Origin of the sequence: Leifsonia naganoensis (assembly GCF_013410615.1) — a bacterium.
Lineage (GTDB): Bacteria > Actinomycetota > Actinomycetes > Actinomycetales > Microbacteriaceae > Leifsonia > Leifsonia aquatica.
The window spans coordinates 3,266,513-3,283,700 of record NZ_JACCHJ010000001.1 but is presented as its reverse complement, the minus strand read 5'-3'; the positions used below and the strand labels follow the sequence as shown (position 1 = coordinate 3,283,700).

Annotated in this window: 20 protein-coding genes; 10 read left to right on the top strand and 10 right to left on the bottom strand. The window is 71.5% G+C overall.

Going from position 1 to position 17,188, the window contains the following annotated elements; translation table 11 throughout:
- Positions 1-28: 28 nt before the first annotated feature.
- The 3 genes from HNR14_RS15845 to HNR14_RS15835 form a co-directional block, all read right to left on the bottom strand.
- Positions 29-778, bottom strand: a complete 750-nt coding sequence (locus tag HNR14_RS15845; RefSeq protein WP_179701801.1) for an SDR family NAD(P)-dependent oxidoreductase — start codon at positions 776-778, stop codon at positions 29-31.
- A gap of 90 nt (positions 779-868) precedes the next feature.
- On the bottom strand, positions 869-1,714 hold the full coding sequence (locus HNR14_RS15840) for an NAD-dependent epimerase/dehydratase family protein (RefSeq protein WP_179701800.1): 846 nt from the start codon (positions 1,712-1,714) through the stop codon (positions 869-871).
- 26 nt (positions 1,715-1,740) lie between these two features.
- Positions 1,741-2,160, bottom strand: a complete 420-nt coding sequence (locus HNR14_RS15835) for an AraC family ligand binding domain-containing protein (RefSeq protein WP_179701799.1) — start codon at positions 2,158-2,160, stop codon at positions 1,741-1,743.
- A gap of 178 nt (positions 2,161-2,338) precedes the next feature.
- Here HNR14_RS15835 and HNR14_RS15830 point away from each other — a divergent pair, with 178 nt between their 5' ends.
- A complete protein-coding gene (locus tag HNR14_RS15830; protein ID WP_179701798.1) occupies positions 2,339-4,960 on the top strand; it encodes an alpha-L-rhamnosidase in 2,622 nt (873 codons plus the stop codon).
- 30 nt (positions 4,961-4,990) lie between these two features.
- Here HNR14_RS15830 and HNR14_RS15825 read toward each other — a convergent pair whose 3' ends face one another.
- Positions 4,991-6,046: an NAD(P)H-dependent flavin oxidoreductase gene (locus HNR14_RS15825; RefSeq protein ID WP_179701797.1), complete on the bottom strand. Its 1,056-nt coding sequence runs from the start codon at positions 6,044-6,046 to the stop codon at positions 4,991-4,993.
- A 93-nt stretch (positions 6,047-6,139) separates the two neighbouring features.
- On the opposite strand from HNR14_RS15825, the gene HNR14_RS15820 reads away from it, so the two are divergent.
- Complete coding sequence (locus HNR14_RS15820; RefSeq protein ID WP_179701796.1) at positions 6,140-6,796, top strand: alpha/beta hydrolase family protein; 657 nt, start codon at positions 6,140-6,142, stop codon at positions 6,794-6,796.
- Here HNR14_RS15820 and HNR14_RS15815 read toward each other — a convergent pair.
- Positions 6,793-7,908, bottom strand: a complete 1,116-nt coding sequence (locus tag HNR14_RS15815) for a serine hydrolase domain-containing protein (protein WP_179701795.1) — start codon at positions 7,906-7,908, stop codon at positions 6,793-6,795. The genes HNR14_RS15820 and HNR14_RS15815 overlap by 4 nt on opposite strands.
- 190 nt (positions 7,909-8,098) lie before the next feature.
- Here HNR14_RS15815 and HNR14_RS15810 point away from each other — a divergent pair, with 190 nt between their 5' ends.
- From HNR14_RS15810 to HNR14_RS15795, 4 genes are read left to right on the top strand one after another with little or no spacing between them, the layout of a single operon-like run.
- Positions 8,099-8,431 carry a PadR family transcriptional regulator gene (locus HNR14_RS15810; RefSeq protein ID WP_021765170.1) on the top strand — a complete coding sequence of 111 codons (333 nt, stop codon included), beginning with the start codon at positions 8,099-8,101 and terminating at the stop codon, positions 8,429-8,431.
- 1 nt (position 8,432) lies between these two features.
- On the top strand, positions 8,433-8,807 hold the full coding sequence (locus tag HNR14_RS15805) for a DUF1048 domain-containing protein (protein WP_179701794.1): 375 nt from the start codon (positions 8,433-8,435) through the stop codon (positions 8,805-8,807).
- Positions 8,804-9,592 (top strand): ABC transporter ATP-binding protein, encoded by a 789-nt coding sequence (locus HNR14_RS15800; RefSeq protein ID WP_179701793.1) that lies wholly within the window; start codon positions 8,804-8,806, stop codon positions 9,590-9,592. The genes HNR14_RS15805 and HNR14_RS15800 overlap by 4 nt, the downstream gene beginning before the upstream one ends.
- Positions 9,592-10,368, top strand: a complete 777-nt coding sequence (locus HNR14_RS15795) for an ABC transporter permease (RefSeq protein WP_039923850.1) — start codon at positions 9,592-9,594, stop codon at positions 10,366-10,368. The genes HNR14_RS15800 and HNR14_RS15795 overlap by 1 nt, the downstream gene beginning before the upstream one ends.
- Positions 10,369-10,450: 82 nt before the next feature.
- Here HNR14_RS15795 and HNR14_RS15790 read toward each other — a convergent pair whose 3' ends face one another.
- Positions 10,451-11,017 (bottom strand): GNAT family N-acetyltransferase, encoded by a 567-nt coding sequence (locus tag HNR14_RS15790; RefSeq protein WP_179701792.1) that lies wholly within the window; start codon positions 11,015-11,017, stop codon positions 10,451-10,453.
- A 179-nt stretch (positions 11,018-11,196) separates the two neighbouring features.
- On the opposite strand from HNR14_RS15790, the gene HNR14_RS15785 reads away from it, so the two are divergent.
- Positions 11,197-11,739 carry a sugar O-acetyltransferase gene (locus tag HNR14_RS15785; protein WP_179701791.1) on the top strand — a complete coding sequence of 181 codons (543 nt, stop codon included), beginning with the start codon at positions 11,197-11,199 and terminating at the stop codon, positions 11,737-11,739.
- Between the two features lie 33 nt (positions 11,740-11,772).
- On the opposite strand, the gene HNR14_RS15780 is transcribed toward HNR14_RS15785, so the two are convergent.
- Positions 11,773-12,252 (bottom strand): hypothetical protein, encoded by a 480-nt coding sequence (locus HNR14_RS15780; protein ID WP_179701790.1) that lies wholly within the window; start codon positions 12,250-12,252, stop codon positions 11,773-11,775.
- 195 nt (positions 12,253-12,447) lie between these two features.
- Between HNR14_RS15780 and HNR14_RS15775 the strand changes: the two genes are divergently transcribed.
- Together HNR14_RS15775 and HNR14_RS15770 are read left to right on the top strand one after the other, a co-directional pair.
- Entirely contained in the window at positions 12,448-13,212 is a 765-nt protein-coding gene (locus HNR14_RS15775) for a hypothetical protein (protein WP_179701789.1), read from the top strand.
- 228 nt (positions 13,213-13,440) lie between these two features.
- Positions 13,441-13,788 carry a YciI family protein gene (locus HNR14_RS15770; RefSeq protein WP_179701788.1) on the top strand — a complete coding sequence of 116 codons (348 nt, stop codon included), beginning with the start codon at positions 13,441-13,443 and terminating at the stop codon, positions 13,786-13,788.
- Between the two features lie 130 nt (positions 13,789-13,918).
- On the opposite strand, the gene HNR14_RS15765 is transcribed toward HNR14_RS15770, so the two are convergent.
- A complete protein-coding gene (locus HNR14_RS15765; RefSeq protein WP_246311584.1) occupies positions 13,919-14,521 on the bottom strand; it encodes an LON peptidase substrate-binding domain-containing protein in 603 nt (200 codons plus the stop codon).
- A gap of 35 nt (positions 14,522-14,556) precedes the next feature.
- Here HNR14_RS15765 and HNR14_RS15760 point away from each other — a divergent pair, with 35 nt between their 5' ends.
- The gene (locus HNR14_RS15760) at positions 14,557-15,054 is read left to right on the top strand and encodes a DUF427 domain-containing protein (protein ID WP_179701787.1); all 498 of its coding nucleotides are present in this window, start codon (positions 14,557-14,559) and stop codon (positions 15,052-15,054) included.
- Between the two features lie 173 nt (positions 15,055-15,227).
- Here HNR14_RS15760 and ychF read toward each other — a convergent pair whose 3' ends face one another.
- Both ychF and HNR14_RS15750 read right to left on the bottom strand, forming a co-directional pair.
- A complete protein-coding gene (gene ychF / locus HNR14_RS15755; protein WP_179701786.1) occupies positions 15,228-16,301 on the bottom strand; it encodes a redox-regulated ATPase YchF in 1,074 nt (357 codons plus the stop codon).
- A 32-nt stretch (positions 16,302-16,333) separates the two neighbouring features.
- Complete coding sequence (locus HNR14_RS15750; protein WP_179701785.1) at positions 16,334-17,080, bottom strand: class I SAM-dependent methyltransferase; 747 nt, start codon at positions 17,078-17,080, stop codon at positions 16,334-16,336.
- Between the last annotated feature and the right edge of the window lie 108 nt (positions 17,081-17,188).

Below are 17,188 nucleotides of genomic sequence, written 5' to 3'. Positions count from 1 at the left end.
TCGAAAAAGGGGTCGGGATGTTCCGGGCTCAGATCGAGTGGCCGCCGTCGACGGGCAGCACCACGCCCGTGATGTTCTCCGCCTCCGGCGCCGCGAAGAACACGACGATGTCGGCCAGGTGCTCCGGCACACCGAGCTTGCCGGTCGGGATCTGCGCCATCAGGGCTGCGCGCCGTTCCGGGGTGTCGTTGTCGCGGCCCGGGGTCGCCTGGGCGCCGGGCGCGATCGCATTGACGGTGACCCCGTCGGCCGCGACCTCGATGGCGAGGGATTTGGTGAGCCCGATCACGCCGGCCTTGGCCGCGGCGTAGGCGGTGGCGTTGCGGACCAGGCGCCCGCCGGAGACCGCGGCGATGGAGGCGATGTTCACGATCCGGCCGTCGTGCTGCGCGAGCATCGAGGGCAGCACGGCGCGCGTGACGTTGAAGACGGAGGTGAGATTGCGGTCGAGCTGGGTCTGCCAGATCTCGGGCGGCAGTTCGTGGAGCGGGCTCACGGCCCCACCGCCGGCGCCGTTGAGGAGGATGTCCACCGCTCCCCACTCGGCGACGATCCCGTCGACCGCCGCCGCCACGGCGTCGGCGTCGGTGAGGTCGACGGCGGCGCTCAGCACGCGGCGCCCCTCGGCGCGGACCAGCTCGGCGGTCCGCTCCAGCCCGTCGGTGTTGAGGTCGAGACCGGCGACGTCGGCGCCCTCCCGGGCGAGGGTCCGGGCGATGACGGTGCCGAGGGCTCCGGCCGCCCCGGTGACGATGGCGCGTTTGCCGTGCAGTCTCATGTGGTCTTCTCTCCTGCGGTTCGTATGCGGTCGTGCGGTCGTGCGGTCGTGCGGTCGTGGAGTCGTGCGGGGGCGGGAGAACGGAGGCGCTCAGTACCGGAACTCGTCGCGCCAGGTGTGGCGGGCGGCGAAGCCGAGGCGCTCCTGCGCCTTGCGGGTCGAGATGAGCGCACCCGTCGCGCCGAGCTGCGGGTCGACCGGGACGCCCGGGAACCACAGGTTCGCCAGCTCCCGGCTCGGGATGGCCGACCCGGAGTCCGGCGCTGCGATCGCGTACGTCTCGAAGCCGGGCTGCGCCGCCGCGAGGGCGAGCGCCACGGCCTCCGCTCCGTCGCGGGCGTCCACGTAGGTTCCGAGGAGGTCGCGGCGGTACTCGGGGTCGGTCGCGCGGGCGAACGTGCCGTACTCGTCCGGGCCGACGACGTTGGTGAAGCGCAGGGCGGTGATGCTGAGCTCGGGGTGCCAGCCGACGAGCTGCCCGAACATCGCCTCCTCCATCACCTTCGCCAGGCCGTAGGAATTGTTCGCACGCGTGTACTCCTCGTCGACCGGCAGGCGCGGCGGCGGCACGTCGAATGGGAAGCCCATCGCCGTGATGCTCGACGCGGCGACGACCGTGCGGACACCCGCACGGAGGGCGGCGAACAGCACGTTGCCGGTGACGGCGAGGTTGTTCTGGAAGGTCGTGATGTCGGGCACGAGCCCGTTGACGGGGATGGCGGCGAGGTGGACCAGCGCGTCGACTCCGGTGTGCCGGGCGGTGATCCCGAGCAGGGCGTCGAGGATCTGGCCGTAGTCGGTGAGGTCGACCTGGGTAAAACCCGTGCCGGGGGTGCCTGCCCGGTCGAAGCCGATGACCTCGTGCCCGTCGGCGCGCAGGCGGTCGACGGTGACGGAGCCGAGCTTGCCGGAGCTTCCGGTGACGGCGATGCGCATGGTGTCCTCTCGAGGGTGGTGTGCGGTCAGCGACCCGCGGTGGGCGCGGTCGGATCGGCGGGCTCGAGCCCCGGAGGCGACGGCAGCGCCGGCACGTCGTGTCCGGCGGCATCCGCCTCGTCGCGGTGCAGGTGGCCGACGCGTCCGCCGGCGGGGTGCCCGGTCTCGGTGAAGAAGCCGCGCAGCTCCTCGTAGACCGCGACGATGTCGTGGGTGGTGCCGGCCGGGTGCAGGACGATGTCGCCCGCCCGCACGTCGCGCTCGGCGCCGTCGACCAGGATGCGGCCGGATCCCGCGGTGATGAACCAGAGCTCGTCGTCGTCGTGGTGGTGGCGGTCGAAGCGACCGCCGTCGAGTGGCACGGCGAAGCGGCCGGCGGTCGCCGTTCCGGTGCCGGTGGGCCTGCTGTCGGGGTTCAGCCACTGACCGGGCTCGTAGACGGGCATCCCTCCTCCTTCCGCGCGGCGGTGCGCGCACATCTGCGTGTCGAGGGGATGCGGCCATCCTGACACGGGTCGTTGATACGTGTCAATCTGATTGCGTCGTGCGCTCCGAGCGTGGTAATCCTGGTGTTTGATACGTGTCAGAATCACCGTCGATCACCCTCCCGGAACACGAGGCCCCATGCAGCACGTCACCGTCCGCCCCACCGCCCCGCGCGCGGAGCACCTCCCCGAGCCGCTCGGCCTCGGCACTCCGCGGCCTCGTCTCTCGTGGCGTACGGCTGCCCCCGACGACTGGCGGCAGGCGGGCTACGAGCTCGAGATCGCCCGCCACGGCGGCACCCGCGCCTTCGCCGTGCGCGGCGCCGACCAGGTGCTGGTCCCGTGGCCGGACGAACCCCTCGCCTCCCGCGAACGCGCCGTGGTTCGCGTGCGGCTCCACGGCGCCGATGGCGAGGTCTCCGACTGGAGCGAGCCGACCGCCGTCGAGGCCGGGCTGCTCGACCCGTCCGACTGGTCGGCCCGGGCCGTCGGCGGCGCCTGGCCGGAGGTCCGCGAGAGCGACGACCGCCGCCCCGCCCTCGTGCGACGCGACTTCCACCTCCCCGCGGCACCCGTGCGCGCCCGCCTCTACATCACGGCCCACGGGCTCTACGAGGCCGAGATCAACGGCGTCCGGGTCGGCGACGACGCCCTCTCCCCCGGCTGGACGACCTACGCCCAGCGCCTGCGCTACTACACGTACGACGTCACCGACCTGCTCGCCGAAGGCGACAACGCGATCGGCGCGTGGCTCGGCGACGGCTGGTACCGCGGACGCATGGGCTGGCGCGGCGGGTTCCGCAACGTCTTCGGCGACGACCTGTCCCTGGTCGCGCAGCTCGAGGTGGAGGATGCCGACGGCGGCCACCACGTCGTCGCGACCGACCGCGAGTGGATGGCCGGCGTCGGCCCCATCCTCCGCACCGGCAACTACGACGGCGAGGACTACGACGCCCGCGAGGAGCTGCCGGGATGGTCGGCGCCCGGGTTCGACACGTCCGGCTGGTCGCCGGTGGCGGTCCGCTGGCGCGATCCCGCGACCCTGGTGGCTCCGGACGGGCCGCCCGTGCGCTGCACCGAGGAGGTCGCGCCGGTCGAGGTGATCACCACCCCGAGCGGCGCCACCGTGCTCGACTTCGGGCAGAACCTCGTCGGGCGTGTGCGCATCCGGGTCCGCGGCGAGCGCGGCGACACCGTGACCATCAGCACCGCCGAGGTGCTTCAGGAGGGCGAGCTGTACACCCGCCCGCTGCGCGACGCCCGCTCGACCGACAGCTACACCCTGGCCGGCCGCGTCGAGGGCGAGGAGTGGGAGCCGCGGTTCACCTTCCACGGGTTCCGGTTCGCGCAGGTCGACGGCTGGCCCGGGGACCTCGCGGCAGCAGCGGCCGCCGGTGACATCGTCGCCCGGGTCTACCACACGGACATGGAGCGCACCGGCTGGTTCGAGTGCTCCGACGAGCTCGTCAACCAACTGCACGAGAACGTCGTGTGGAGCATGCGCGGCAACTTCGTCGACATCCCGACCGACTGCCCGCAGCGGGACGAGCGCGTGGGCTGGACGGGCGACATCCAGGTCTTCGCGCCGACCGCCGCCTTCCTCTACGACGTCTCGGGGATGCTCTCCTCGTGGCTGAAGGATGTGGCGGCCGAGCAACTGCCCGACGGTACGGTGCCCTGGTACGTGCCGGTCATCCCGGCCCACCACATGTGGACGCCGATCCGCCCGGGCGCGGCCTGGGGCGACGTGGCCGCACTGACGCCGCTCGTGCTGCACGAGCGCTCCGGCGACCTCGGCATCGTGGAGGCGCAGTTCGACAGCGCCCGCCGCTGGGTCGACCTGCTCGACCATCTGTCCGGCGACGATCACCTGTGGGACGACGGCTTCCAGCTCGGCGACTGGCTCGATCCCGTGGCGCCGCCGCAAGATCCCGCCGACGGGCGTGCCGACAAGTACGTCGTCGCGACGGCGCACTTCGCGGCCTCCTCCCGGGCCGTCGCGCAGATGGCGGCAGCGCTCGGCCACGACGCCGAGGCGGAGCACTACGCGGCGCTCGCGGACGCGGTCGCGCTCGCCTTCCGCACCGCGTACGGCGATGGGACCGGGCTGCTCACCAACGACGCCCCCACCTCATACGCCCTCGCGATCCGCTTCGGTCTGCTGCCCGACGACGAGCGCGCCGTCGCGGGCGCCCGGCTGGCCGAGCTCGTGGCGCAGGAGGGCAACCGCATCTCCACGGGCTTCGTCGGCACTCCGCTGATCAGCGACGCCCTCAGTTCCACCGGCCACCTCGACACCGCGTACGACCTGCTGCTGGAGCGCGACTGCCCATCGTGGCTGTACCCCGTGACCCAGGGAGCGACCACGATCTGGGAGCGCTGGGACTCGCTGCGCCCCGACGGCACGGTCAACCCCGGCTCGATGACCTCCTTCAACCACTACGCGCTGGGGGCGGTCGCGGACTGGCTGCACCGCGTGGTCGCGGGGCTCGCCGCCGAGGAGCCGGGCTACCGCCGCATCCGGTTCGCCCCGCGCCCGGGCGGCGGTCTGACGCGCGCGTCGGCCACGCACGAGTCCCCGTACGGCACGGTCGCGATCGCGTGGGAGCGCGACGGCGACACCCTGAGCATCCGCACGCAGGTGCCGATCGGCGCGACCGCGGTGCTCGACCTCCCGGGCCGGGAGCCGGTCGAGCTCGGTCCGGGCGTCGCGACGACGGTGCTGGAGGCTCTGGAGAGCGTGGAGGCCGTGGAGGCCTGAACGCGCCGGCCCGGCCCGCTGCGGGTCGGGTCAGCGCGATCGGTCCGGGAGGCCACGAGCCAGCTCGGCCAGCACCTCCGCGGCGTCGTCGTGCCGGGCGAGCGCCGCGCTCTGCCCCATCCACAGCGACAGCAGCTCGTCGTCTCCACGCTCGCTCGCTGTCCTGCGGAACACCCCGGTGAGCGCGTTCTGCACCGGGAAGGGCGCGATCGTGCCGCGCTCCTCGATCTCGCGGACCGCGCGGTTGCGCAGGCCGCGTGCCAGCCGCCCGCTCATGGCGCGGGTCAGGACGGTCTCCGAGGCGTCGGCCGTGCGGATGCGCGCGCGGTGCGCGGCCGGGGCGGCCGACTGACGGGTCGCGAGGAAGGCGGTCCCGACCTGCGCCGCCTCCGCACCGAGGGCGAACGCTGCGGCGACTCCCCGTCGATCGGCGATGCCGCCTGCCGCGATCACCGGCACCTCCACGGCGTCCACCACCTGCGGCACGAGCGCGAGACCGCCGACGAGGCTGTCCTCCGCCGGGGCCAGGAAGGAGGGGCGGTGCCCGGCCGACTCGGAGCCCGACGCGACGATCGCATCCACCCCGCCGGACGCGAGCGCACGCGCCTCGGCGACCGTGGTGGCCGTCCCGACCACGACGATCCCGCGGTCGTGGGCGGCCGCGACGACCTCCGCCGGCGGCACGCCGAAGATGAAGCTCAGCACAGCGGGCTCGGCCGCGAGCGCCGCCTCGATCTGCTCGTCGAACGACGGCGGCAGGGCGATCGGCCACGCGGGACGCTCCGCACCCGCCGCGTCGAACAGGGCACCGAGCGCCTCGACGTACCGCGCGTACTCCTCCCGCTCGACCGGGTGCTCCCCCGGCAGCGCGAGCGGGAGCCACAGGTTGAGGGCGAACGGGCGGTCCGTCCGGGAGCGGAGGGCCGCAGCGGTCGCCCGGATGCGGTCGGCCGTGAAACCGTAGAGCCCGAACGATCCGAGGCCGCCGGCCGCGCTGACGGCCGCGGTCAGCTCCACGGAGGAGAGGCCGCCGAACGGCCCCAGCACCAGCGGCAGCTCCACGCCGACGAGCTCTTCGAAACGCATCCCGGCCTCCCGACGCCGCGTGCCCGTGCGCACGCCTCCGACGCGACAAGCCTATCCGCGCCGCCACAGCGCGGACCGGGTACCGTCGAAGGGATGGACATCACCGCCCCCACCTCGCTCGGTCCGGGCCGCCTCGTGGTCGCGGCGGCGGACGCTCCGCGCGCACTGCTCTGGCTCGGCCACGGTGCCGGCGGCGGCATCGACGCCATCGACCTGGCCGCGCTCGCGCACGCCCTGCCCGCGTCCGGCATTTCCGTCGCCCGCTACGAGCAACCCTGGCGGGTCGCCGGCAAGCGCGTCGCCTCCCGTCCCGAGGCGCTCGACATCGCGTGGCGCGAGACGGCGCCGGTCGTGGCGGGCCTCGCGGCGGGCCTCCCGCTGTTCGTCGGCGGCCGCAGCGCCGGAGCCCGGGTCGCCTGCCGCACCGCGACGGAGCTCGGTGCCGCCGGAGTCGTCTGCCTCGCTTTCCCCCTGCACCCGCCCGGGCGAACCGAGAAGTCGCGCCTCGACGAGCTGCTGCTCCCGGACGTCCCGGTACTGGTGCTCCAGGGCGACCGTGACACATTCGGGACGGCGGAGACGGTGGCATCCGAGGCCGCGGCTCAGGCCGGCCTCCAGATCGTCACGGTGCCGGGCGCCGACCACGGCATGAAGACGCTGAAGTCGTCGCCCCTCAGCCCGGCGGCGGTTCGCGAGCTGATCGTGTCGACGGTCGCCGGATTCGTGGACGAGCTCGTCGAGGGTTCCTAGTCGCGCCGACGCGCCAGCCGCGAGATCTCACGGGACACGGGCGACCCCGCACCACCGATGTCGCTCCGGTTCACCATCAGCACGAGTGCGCTGCGGTCGGCCGGATCGACCACCAGGTGCGTCCCCCACGCGCCGCTCCAGCCCCAGGAGCCCTTCGCGCGGACCTCGTCGCCCTGCGTCTCGACGATGACGCCGAGCCCCCATTCGAGTCCCGGCCCCGACGAGCGTGCACCCGTCCCGCGGCTGGCCGACAGGCTCAGGACCGACTCGGGTGACAGCACGCGAACGCCGTCCAGCTCCCCACCGGCTGCGAGCATCCGCCCGAACCGATCGAAATCGTGCAGCGTGCCGAAGAGCCCCGCCGCTCCCGAGTGGAGGCCGGCCGGAGTGGAGAGCATCGGGCGCGCCGCCTCGTCGTCGGGCTGCAGCGCACCGTCGGCGCGCGTGTAGCGCCGGACGGTGCGGGCCGCCTGCTCGGGATCCGGCACGAAGGTCGTGTCAACCATCCCGAGCGGATCGAGGAGGCGCGCTCGCAGTGCGCCCTCCAGGTCCGCGCCCGTCACGACCTCGATGACGCGACCGAGGACGTCGAAGCCGACGGCTGGGCTGTAGCCGGCGTCGACGCCCGGCTGCACGTCTCCCGGGATGCGCGCGTACGCATCCACCCGCTCCGCCAGCGTCTGATCGTCGGTGCGGATCGCCTCGATCAACGGCTGGCTGGCCGGCCCGTGCCCGAGCCCGCTCGAGTGCGTGAGCAGGTCGCGCAGTGTGATCAGGCGCTCCGCAGCCACGACCGTGCGTGCGTCGGCACCCGCGAACGCCGTCGTCGACGCGAACGACGGGATGAAGCGGGCGACCGGATCGTCCAGTCGCACGAGCCCCTCCTCGACGAGCTGCACCAGCGCGACCGCGACGACCGGCTTGGTCAGCGACGCCTGCTGGAACAGCGACCGTTCGGTGACGGGGGTCCGGAGGTCGAGGTCGGCCCAGCCCACCGCCGCATCCACCAGCGTCTCGCCCCGCTCGGTCAGGCGCACCGCTGCGCCGGCGATCTCCCCCGCGTCCACGAAGGCCTGCAGCGCAGAGACGATCCCCGGTCCTCGTGCGCCCATACGTCCTCCGGCTTCATCGAACGGCGGAGAATGAAACGATTCACCCCGATATGGCCCCAGCTTAGGGCCGCCGTCCCGGGCCGCGCAAACGTCGCGTGGGATTTCTTGCTATTCAGTGTTGCTATCTACCGGTACTCGGCGTTACTATCTACCAGTACCAAGCATCACTGAGTAGCCGGAAGGAGAGTCCATGAGCAAGCAAGCGACCGAGATGCTCAAGGGGACCCTCGAGGGCATCGTCCTCGCCATCCTCCAGGCCCGGCCCGCATACGGCTACGAGATCACCTCGTGGCTGCGGGATCAGGGCTTCACCGACATCGCCGAGGGCACGATCTACGCGCTCCTCGTGCGCATCGAGCAGCGCGGCCTCGTGGACGTGGAGAAGGTCCCGTCCGAGAAGGGCCCGCCGCGCAAGGTGTACTCGCTGAACACCGCGGGACACGAGTACCTCGACGAGTTCTGGAGGACGTGGAGCTTCCTCGCAGAACGACTGGAACAGCTCCGACACGAAGGGGAGAACTGACATGGCGGCCAAATGGGTCGAGGCGATCACCGGATCGCTCGAGCAGAAGAAGCAGTACCGGCAGTACCGGGCACGGCTGGAGGCCCTGCCCGAGCCCTACAACGCCGTCGCGAAGGCCGTGCAGCGGTACTTCATGTACAACGGCGGCGTCGAGGACGGCGACACCCTCGTCACGATGATGGGCGACTTCGTAGACCTCTGGGAGCGCGCCGCGACCGACGGCACCCCCGTCCGCGACATCGTCGGGGAGGACCCGGTCGAGTTCGCGGAGGCGTTCGCCGAGGCATACACGGGCAAGCGCTGGATCGACAAGGAGCGCGCCCGCCTGAACGCCGCCGTCGAGGCGGCCGAGACGAAGCAGGAGGCGGAGGAATGACCACGCAGACCGTCGAGCGCGGCCCGGCCATCCAGGTCCGGGGCCTCGAGAAGTCCTACAAGAAGCTCAGCGTCCTCCGCGGCGTCGACTTCGACGTCGAGCACGGCAGCATCTTCGCCCTGCTCGGCTCCAACGGCGCCGGCAAGACGACGGCGGTCAAGATCCTCTCGACGTTGCTCAAGGGCGACGCGGGTAAGGCCGTCGTCAACGGCTTCGACGTCGCCACCAAGCCCGCCGAGGTGCGCGACTCGATCAGCCTGACGGGCCAGTTCGCGGCGGTCGACGAGATCCTCACCGGGCGCGAGAACCTCATCCTCGTCGCCCAGCTGCGGCACCAGAAGAAGCCGGCAGCGATCGCAGACGCGCTGCTCGCCCGCTTCTCGCTCACCGAGGCGGGCTCGCGCAAGGTCGCGACCTACTCGGGCGGCATGCGCCGCCGGCTCGACATCGCCATGAGCCTGATCGGCGATCCGCCGGTGATCTTCCTCGACGAGCCCACCACCGGTCTCGACCCGCAGGCGCGGATCGAGGTCTGGGAGGCCGTGAAGGAGCTCGCCGGCCGCGGCACCACGGTGCTGCTCACCACGCAGTACCTCGATGAGGCCGAGCAGCTCGCCGACCGCATCGCCATCCTCCACGAGGGCCGCATCATCGCGAACGGCACCCTGGCCGAGCTGAAGCAACTGCTCCCGCCGGCCGAGGTCGAGTACGTCGAGAAGCAGCCCAGCCTGGAGGACGTCTTCCTCGCCATCGTCGGCGATGGCACGACCTCGAAGGAGTCATGATGTCCACCGCGACATTCTTCAGCGACACCACCGTCCTCACCGGACGGTCCATGCGCCACATCACGCGCAGCCTCGACACCATCATCACCACCGCGCTCATGCCGATCGCGTTCATGCTGCTGTTCGTGTTCGTCTTCGGCGGCGCGATCGACACCGGCTCGTTCTCCGGCTCGTACGTCGACTACCTCCTGCCCGGGATCATGCTGATCACGGTCGCGACGGCCATCTCGTACACCGCGTACCGGCTGTTCATGGATCTGCAGGGCGGCATCTTCGAGCGCTTCCAGTCCATGCCGATCGCCCGGTCGAGCGTGCTCTGGGCGCACGTGATCACGTCCCTCGTCTCGACGATGATCTCGGTCGTGCTGGTCGTGCTCGTCTCCCTGCTGGTCGGCTTCCGCACGGGGGCGAGCGTGCTCGCCTGGCTCGGCGTCGCCGGCATCCTGCTGCTGTTCAGCCTGGCGCTCACCTGGATCGCCGTCATCGCCGGACTGTCGGCGAAGACCGTGGACGGCGCGGGAGCCTTCGCCTACCCGATCATCTTCCTGCCGTTCATCAGCTCGGCCTTCGTCCCGACCGAGAGCATGCCCGGTCCCGTCCGGTGGTTCGCCGAGAACCAGCCCGTCACCTCCATCGTCAACTCGATCCGCGCCCTGTTCGCCGGCCAGCCCGTCGGCAGCGACATCTGGGTCGCCCTCGCCTGGTGCGTCGGCATCCTGGTCGTCGCCTACGCCGTCGCGATGGCCGTCTACCGCCGCCGGGTCACGGCGGGGTGATCCCCGCCCCGCCGGCCTCGTCCGGCACCGACTTCCGCCAGACCTCCCGGGTCGGCGGTGGTCGTGTTTAACCGAGCGGACGTCAGTGCAGCGTCCGCCGCATCACCCAGCGGTCCGCTCCCCCGGAGTGCGCGTTCGTCTCGGCGTACCGCTCGAAGCCGTGCTTCTCGAACAGCGCCACCGTTCCGACGTAGCCGCTGATCACATCCACTTTCTCGCCGCCGGTGTCGACCGGGTAGCCCTCGACGATCGTCGCCCCCGACGCCCGCGCGTGCTCCACCGCCCCGTCGAGCAGCTGGTGCATCACACCCCGCTTGCGGAACCCGCCCCGCACCACGAAGCACACGATCGACCACGGGTCGAGTTCCTCGTCCAGGTGCGGGATGGTGCGGGAGTTCAACAGCCGCCGGTACGTCGACTTCGGCGCCACCGAGCACCAGCCGGCGACCTCGCCGTCGAGGTACGCCAGCACCCCCGGACCCGGCTCGGTCTCGCACTCCGCGTGCATGTACTCGATGCGGGCGGGCATGTCGAGCCGCGCATCCCGGTACGACATGCACACGCATCCCCCGCCCCCGGGTTTGCGCGGCACCATGAACGCCGCAAAATCATCCCAGCGACCCGTCGCCGGCAGCACTTCGATGGACATGCCGGAAGCGTAGCGGGAGGCGGCGACATCGGTGGCGCCGAATGGCGACGGCTGCGCCCCGGGACGATTGCCCGCGCGCGCCGCGCCGCACTCGTCCCGAGCGACCGCCCTCACAACAGCGACGGCGACCCACGGCGCCCCTGGTCCGGCAGCGGGGACATCGGTGGCAGCATGGGCGCATGCCCGGCGACCTCCTCATGCGCATCCACAGTCCCGAGTTCCAGGCGATGTCGGAGCGCGTCCTGGAGGCGACCGCCCTGACCTCCCGGCTCAACGTCCTCCCGTTCGACGACGACGCGGGCAAGGCCGAGCTGTTCGAGCGGATCCTCGGCCGCCCGGTTCCGGCGAAGACCACCATCTACCCGCCGTTCTACACCGACCACGGGCTGAACCTCGAGCTCGCCGAGCGCGTCTTCATCAACCAGAACTGCACCTTCCTCGACTACGCCGGCATCCGTCTCGCCGAGCGCGTCATGATCGCCCCGAAGGTCACCTTCATCACCGTCGGCCATCCCGTCGACACCGACGACCGCCGCGTCTGGCTCACGGGCGGCCCCATCGTCGTCGAGGAGAACGTCTGGATCGGCGCCGGCGCCACCATCCTCCCCGGCGTCACGATCGGCCGCGACTCCGTGATCGCCGCCGGGACCGTCGTCGCGGAAGACGTGCCGGAGGCGAGCCTGGTCGCCGGCCCGAAGGGCGCGATCAAGCGACGGTGGTGAGGTGTATCCGCGGCGCCTCGCGCGATGGGCCATTCAGTCCAGCGTGCGGATGAACTCGACCTTCGGGGCGGCCGGATCACCCGAGGCGACGCAGAGTGCGGAGAAGGCGAACGAATCACCACCGCCGGAGTACTGGACGTTGATGTACAGGGCGTTCGGATCGCCGTTTGTGTGTTCGGCCGTGTATCCGTCGGAGGCTGCGGGACCGAACGAGTCGTCCACAATGGGACCCGGCGGCAACGGATTCTGCCCACCCCAGGTGTCCGCGGGCACGGCGGCGTCGCACGCGGCGTAGATCGCAGACCGGTCGAATCCCGCCGCCGCGGGGCTGGTCGTCGGTGTGGCCGAAGGGACCGGGGTCGCGGTTGACGTCACCTGGGGCGGGGCGCTCCCCTCCGCGGTGGAGCTCGCGGGATCAGAGCACCCGGAGACGGCGACGGCGACGATCGCGGCGAGCACGGCGAGGGGGATGAGGGCGGCGCGACCGGCCCGCCGGCGACCAGTATGAGGCATCGGTTCTCCCTGAGAGACGTGACGGGGAAATGAAAAAACTCGTCCCCCGTCGCAGCCTAGCGAAGAGCGGACGACCGCCCGCGCACCCTCAGGCGCGTGCCAGGTATAGACGTTCCGTGCCAGGGCGACGCAGGTGAGCGGCGGGATGCGGCAGGATGTCCTCAGCCGTATCACCGTGTGGAGGGGACCACGATCATGCGCATCTCACGCTGGACGACCACCATCGCAATCGCAGCGATCTCGACCGCGGCGCTGAGCGGTTGCACCGCTGCCGGCAGCGCGTCGACGTCCACGCCGACTCCGGTGTCCACCGCCGATTGGCCCACCGCCCAGCTCTATCACGAGGGCCCCGCGACAGCGGACCTGGTGCTTCCGGCGGGAGCGAAGTCGCTGCACGTCGACTTCTCGTGCCTCGGCGGCCTCTACACCATCTCCCCCGCGACCGGCGTCGACTCCCGTTCCGGGGCGTGTGGCGGCGCACAGTCGTTCGACTTCGATGTGACAGCCGTCGCGCCGGGGACACACCTGCGGATCGACGTGTGGGTTCCCGCCGATTCGCGCCTCACCGCCGACCTCCGCTTCAGCCCTCGGCCGTTCGCACCGGACCGCACCACCACGACCCAGTGCGCCGCGCTGTCGTCGATCACGGAGGCGTACACCAATGCCGACGCAGGTCACGATGCCGGCGACGTGACCGACGCGCAGTGGAGCGAGCAGACCGCGCAAGCGAAGTCCGACCTCTCCGCACTCGCCGCCACCGCACAGGCGCACCCGGAGAAGGCGGGCCTGCTCGGTCCCGTCATCCCCCAGCTCGCCGATTGGCTCACCGGGGAGGGCGACCATCCCGGCGGCTTCGCCCACGCTCCCCTCGGTGATTTCACCGCCGCCGACGCGCTCGTCGGTCAAATCTGCTCCGCGAACGGCACCCCGATCGTCGTCCACGCGAAGTACGGCGGGTAGCCCGAGGACGTGCCGGAGGCGAGCCTGGTCATCGGCCCGACGGGCGCGATCCCGCGGCGGTGGCGAGTCGCGCTGCTGCGCCGACCGCGTCCCGTGCCACCTCTGCTGCGCTGCGGGACATTTCCCCCGTGCGCCGCACCGCAACCGCCCCGACGCGCCGCAGACGCCCGATCGCGTGCCGGAGTACCCTCAGCGGCAGCACGCGCATCAGCCGAAAGGACATCCACCATGCCGCAGTACGCCGTCCTCATCTACACGGGCGATTCCGCACACCGCCTGGACGCGACCGAGGAGGATCTGGAGGAGCCGAATTCCCACGGCGATGCCCTGGCCGACTCCGGCGCCCTTCGTACCGCCTACGCTTTCACCCCGCGAGACCTCGCCCGTTCCGTGCGCGAGAGCGGAGTGACCGAGGGGCCGTTCGTCGACGCGCCCGTCGCGGTGGCGGGCGTCTACGTCATCGAAGCGCCGGACCTGGATGCCGCCCTCGCGATCGCCCGCACCAACCCGGCCATTCGCGGCGATGCGGGCGTGGAGGTGCGGCTGGTGCACAGCGGCGGGGTCGTCAGGCAGTAGGTGACGGGAACGGAGGAGTTCTGGGGCGACGCGCCGCGCAGGAACAGGTAAGGGAGGAGATCAGAGCTGAGACCGGCCGGGATCTCCTCCGCCAGCCACGACCAGAGGTGGCGTCCGATGGTCCGATGCCTCACTCAGCGGACCAGAGCTCCTCAGCCTCCAAGGTCAGGTCGATCACCTGACGCAGGAGGCCTCCCAGCGATGTCGATCGCAGCAGGGTGTACCTGTCGTACTCGCCCAGCGGGGCGATCGCCGCCAGTTGCCACGCGGCTTCGACGGGATCGTCCGACAGTTCGACATCGGCATCCGCGCGTGGCTCCGCGACGCGGGCGATCGAGCGGCGGACAACCGCTTCGGCTTCGGTCCGCAGGGGTGCGAGCGCCTCGGACCACTCGAGGTCCGGCAGCATGGAGAGCTCGGCCCGGGGATACGGGTCTTCGTCGACCCAGCGCTCGACCGTGAACCGCCTGGTCCCCACGCCGACGATGAGCAGGTCGTCGGCTCCCGCAGCGGCGCTCACAAGACGCGCCATCGTCCCGACCGCGGCGCGCTGGTCCCCACCTCCGGCTTCGGATCCGCGCTCGATGAGGACGACACCGAACTCGAAATCCGGTTCGACCTCGTCCAGCAATCGGCCGACCAACGTCAGATACCGCGGCTCGAACACCCGCAGCGGGATGGGCACGCTGGGGAACAGCACAGAGCCGAGCGGGAACATCGGGGAGGCGGCCATACTCCAGTGAATCACCACCGGCGTAGGGTGAACAGGTGCCCCGACCGCGCCCCGAAACCCCAGGACCGGGACAGGAGTCCGTGTGGGACTACCCGAGGCCGCCGCGCATCGAGCGCGTCAGCGCGCCTGTCACCATCCGTCTCGGTGGACAGCTCATCGTCGACACCCGAGACGTCGTCCGGGTGCTCGAGACCAGCCACCCGCCGGTGTACTACCTCCCGATCGCGGACTTCGCAGCCGGCGCGCTGGCTGACGCCGACGGTTCGTCGTTCTGCGAGTTCAAGGGCGCCGCGGGCTATCTCGACGTGCGCGGCGGAGGCGAGGTGCGGTCCGCGTGCGCGTGGAACTACCCGCATCCGTCACGCGGGTACGAGTTGCTCCGAGACCGCGTCGCCGTCTACGCGCAGCAGATGGACGAGTGCACGGTCGACGGCGAGGTCGTCACACCGCAGCCCGGAGACTTCTACGGCGGCTGGATCACGAGCGCCGTCGTCGGGCCCTTCAAGGGGGCGCCGGGGTCGCTGGGCTGGTGAATGCCGGGATGCACACACGTTGAACCGGTACACACAACGTGCCTTGGACAGTGTCGGCAACGGAGGACATCGCCGGCGACACGCCGGGCAGAAACAGCTAACGGAGGGGATCCGACCGGGTGCCGGCCGGGATCTCCTCCGTCAGCGACGAGCGGGCGCGAGGCCCGGACCGCCTACACGTTGAAGCGGAACTCCACCACATCCCCGTCCTGCATGACGTAGTCCTTGCCCTCCATGCGGGCCTTGCCGCGCGAGCGGGCCTCGGCGACGGAGCCGGCCTCGACGAGGTCGTCGAACGAGATGACCTCGGCCTTGATGAAGCCCTTCTCGAAGTCGGTGTGGATGACACCGGCCGCCTGCGGGGCCTTGGCGCCCTTCGGGATGGTCCAGGCGCGCGACTCCTTGGGGCCGGCGGTGAGGTAGGTCTGCAGGCCGAGGGTGTCGAAGCCGATGCGAGCGAGCTGGTCGAGGCCGCTCTCGGTCTGGCCGGTGGAGGCGAGCAGTTCGGCGGCGTCGGCGGCGTCCAGGTCGATGAGCTCGGACTCGAGCTTGGCGTCGAGGAAGACGGCCTGGGCCGGGGCGACCAGAGCGGCGAGCGCGGCGCGGCGGGAGTCGTCGGTGAGCACGTCCTCGTCCACGTTGAAGACGTAGATGAAGGGCTTCGCGGTCAGCAGGCCGAGCTCCTTGATGGGCTCGAGGTCGATGCTGGAGGTCGAGAGCGGCTTGCCCTCGTTGAGATACGCGGCAGCCTCGCGGGCGGACTCGAGCACGATCGGCTCGAGCTTGCGGCCCTTGACCTCCTTCTCGTACCGCGCCTCGGCCTTCTCGAGGGTCTGCAGGTCGGCGAGGATGAGCTCGGTGTTGATGGTCTCCATGTCGCCGGCGGCGTCGACCTTGCCGGCGACGTGCACCACATCCGGGTCGCTGAAGCCGCGGACGACCTGCGCGATGGCGTCAGCCTCGCGGATGTTGGCGAGGAACTTGTTGCCGAGACCCTCACCCTCGCTCGCGCCCTTCACGATGCCGGCGATGTCGAGGAACGACACGGGCGCCGGGAGGATGCGCTCGCTCCCGAAGACCTCGGCCAGCTTGTCGAGCCGCGGGTCGGGAAGGTTCACCACGCCGACGTTCGGCTCGATGGTCGCGAACGGGTAGTTCGCGGCGAGCGCGTCGTTCTTGGTCAGCGCGTTGAACAGGGTGGACTTGCCCACGTTGGGGAGTCCGACGATACCGATAGTGAGAGCCACGGTCGTCCATTCTACGGGGCGGTGGCCGCCGTTCAGCCCGCGAGGGCCGCCCGGTACGCGCGGGTCACGTACGGCAGCTCGACCGTCGCCGCCCCGGCGAGCTCGGGATGCTCGGCGTGCAGCCGCCGTACGGAGGCGATCACGGCCGCCTGCGCGTCCTGGTCCTTGGTGATGAAGTAGCTGCGCGACCGCACGAGGTCGAGCAGCCCGTCGAGGTCGAGCCGCTGCGTCCACGGCACGTCGCGCCGCTCCAGCTCGCCGAAGGGAGGCCCGACGACGGGCTCCTCCTCGTCGCCGGAGTACGCATCCCCCGCGCCGATCAGCTCGCCCAGGCGGCGCACCCAGTCGACGCGCTCGTCGCGGTCGTTCCAGAGCAGCCCGAGGCGGCCTCCTGGTCGCAGCACGCGGGCCACCTCGGGCACGGCGCGCTCGGTGTCGACCCAGTGCCACGCCTGCGCGGCGACCACGAGATCCTGGGACGCGTCGGCCACCGGGAGGCTCTCCCCCGTGCCGAGCCGCGCCTCCGCGCCGGGCAGCCGTTCGCCGAGCACGCGCAGCATCTCGGGCGACGGGTCGACGGCGGTCACGGTCAGGCCGGCCTCGACGAGCGAGGCCGTGAGCTTGCCCGTGCCGGCGCCGAGATCGAGCACGTCCGCCGCGACGCCCTCGGCGATCCAGGCGACGGCCTCGGCCGGGTACCCGGGACGGGAGGCGTCGTACACCTCCGCGGCACGGTCGAAGGAGGCGGCGAGGAGGTCTCGGTCGTGACGCTGGCGCATGCTGCGATCGTACGCGCGGGAGGTCGGGACGAGATCGGGCGTCCCCGATACAGCGGCGCGCCCGCCTCGTGCGCGGGCGGTGTCGGCGGGCCGTGCGAGCATGACGAC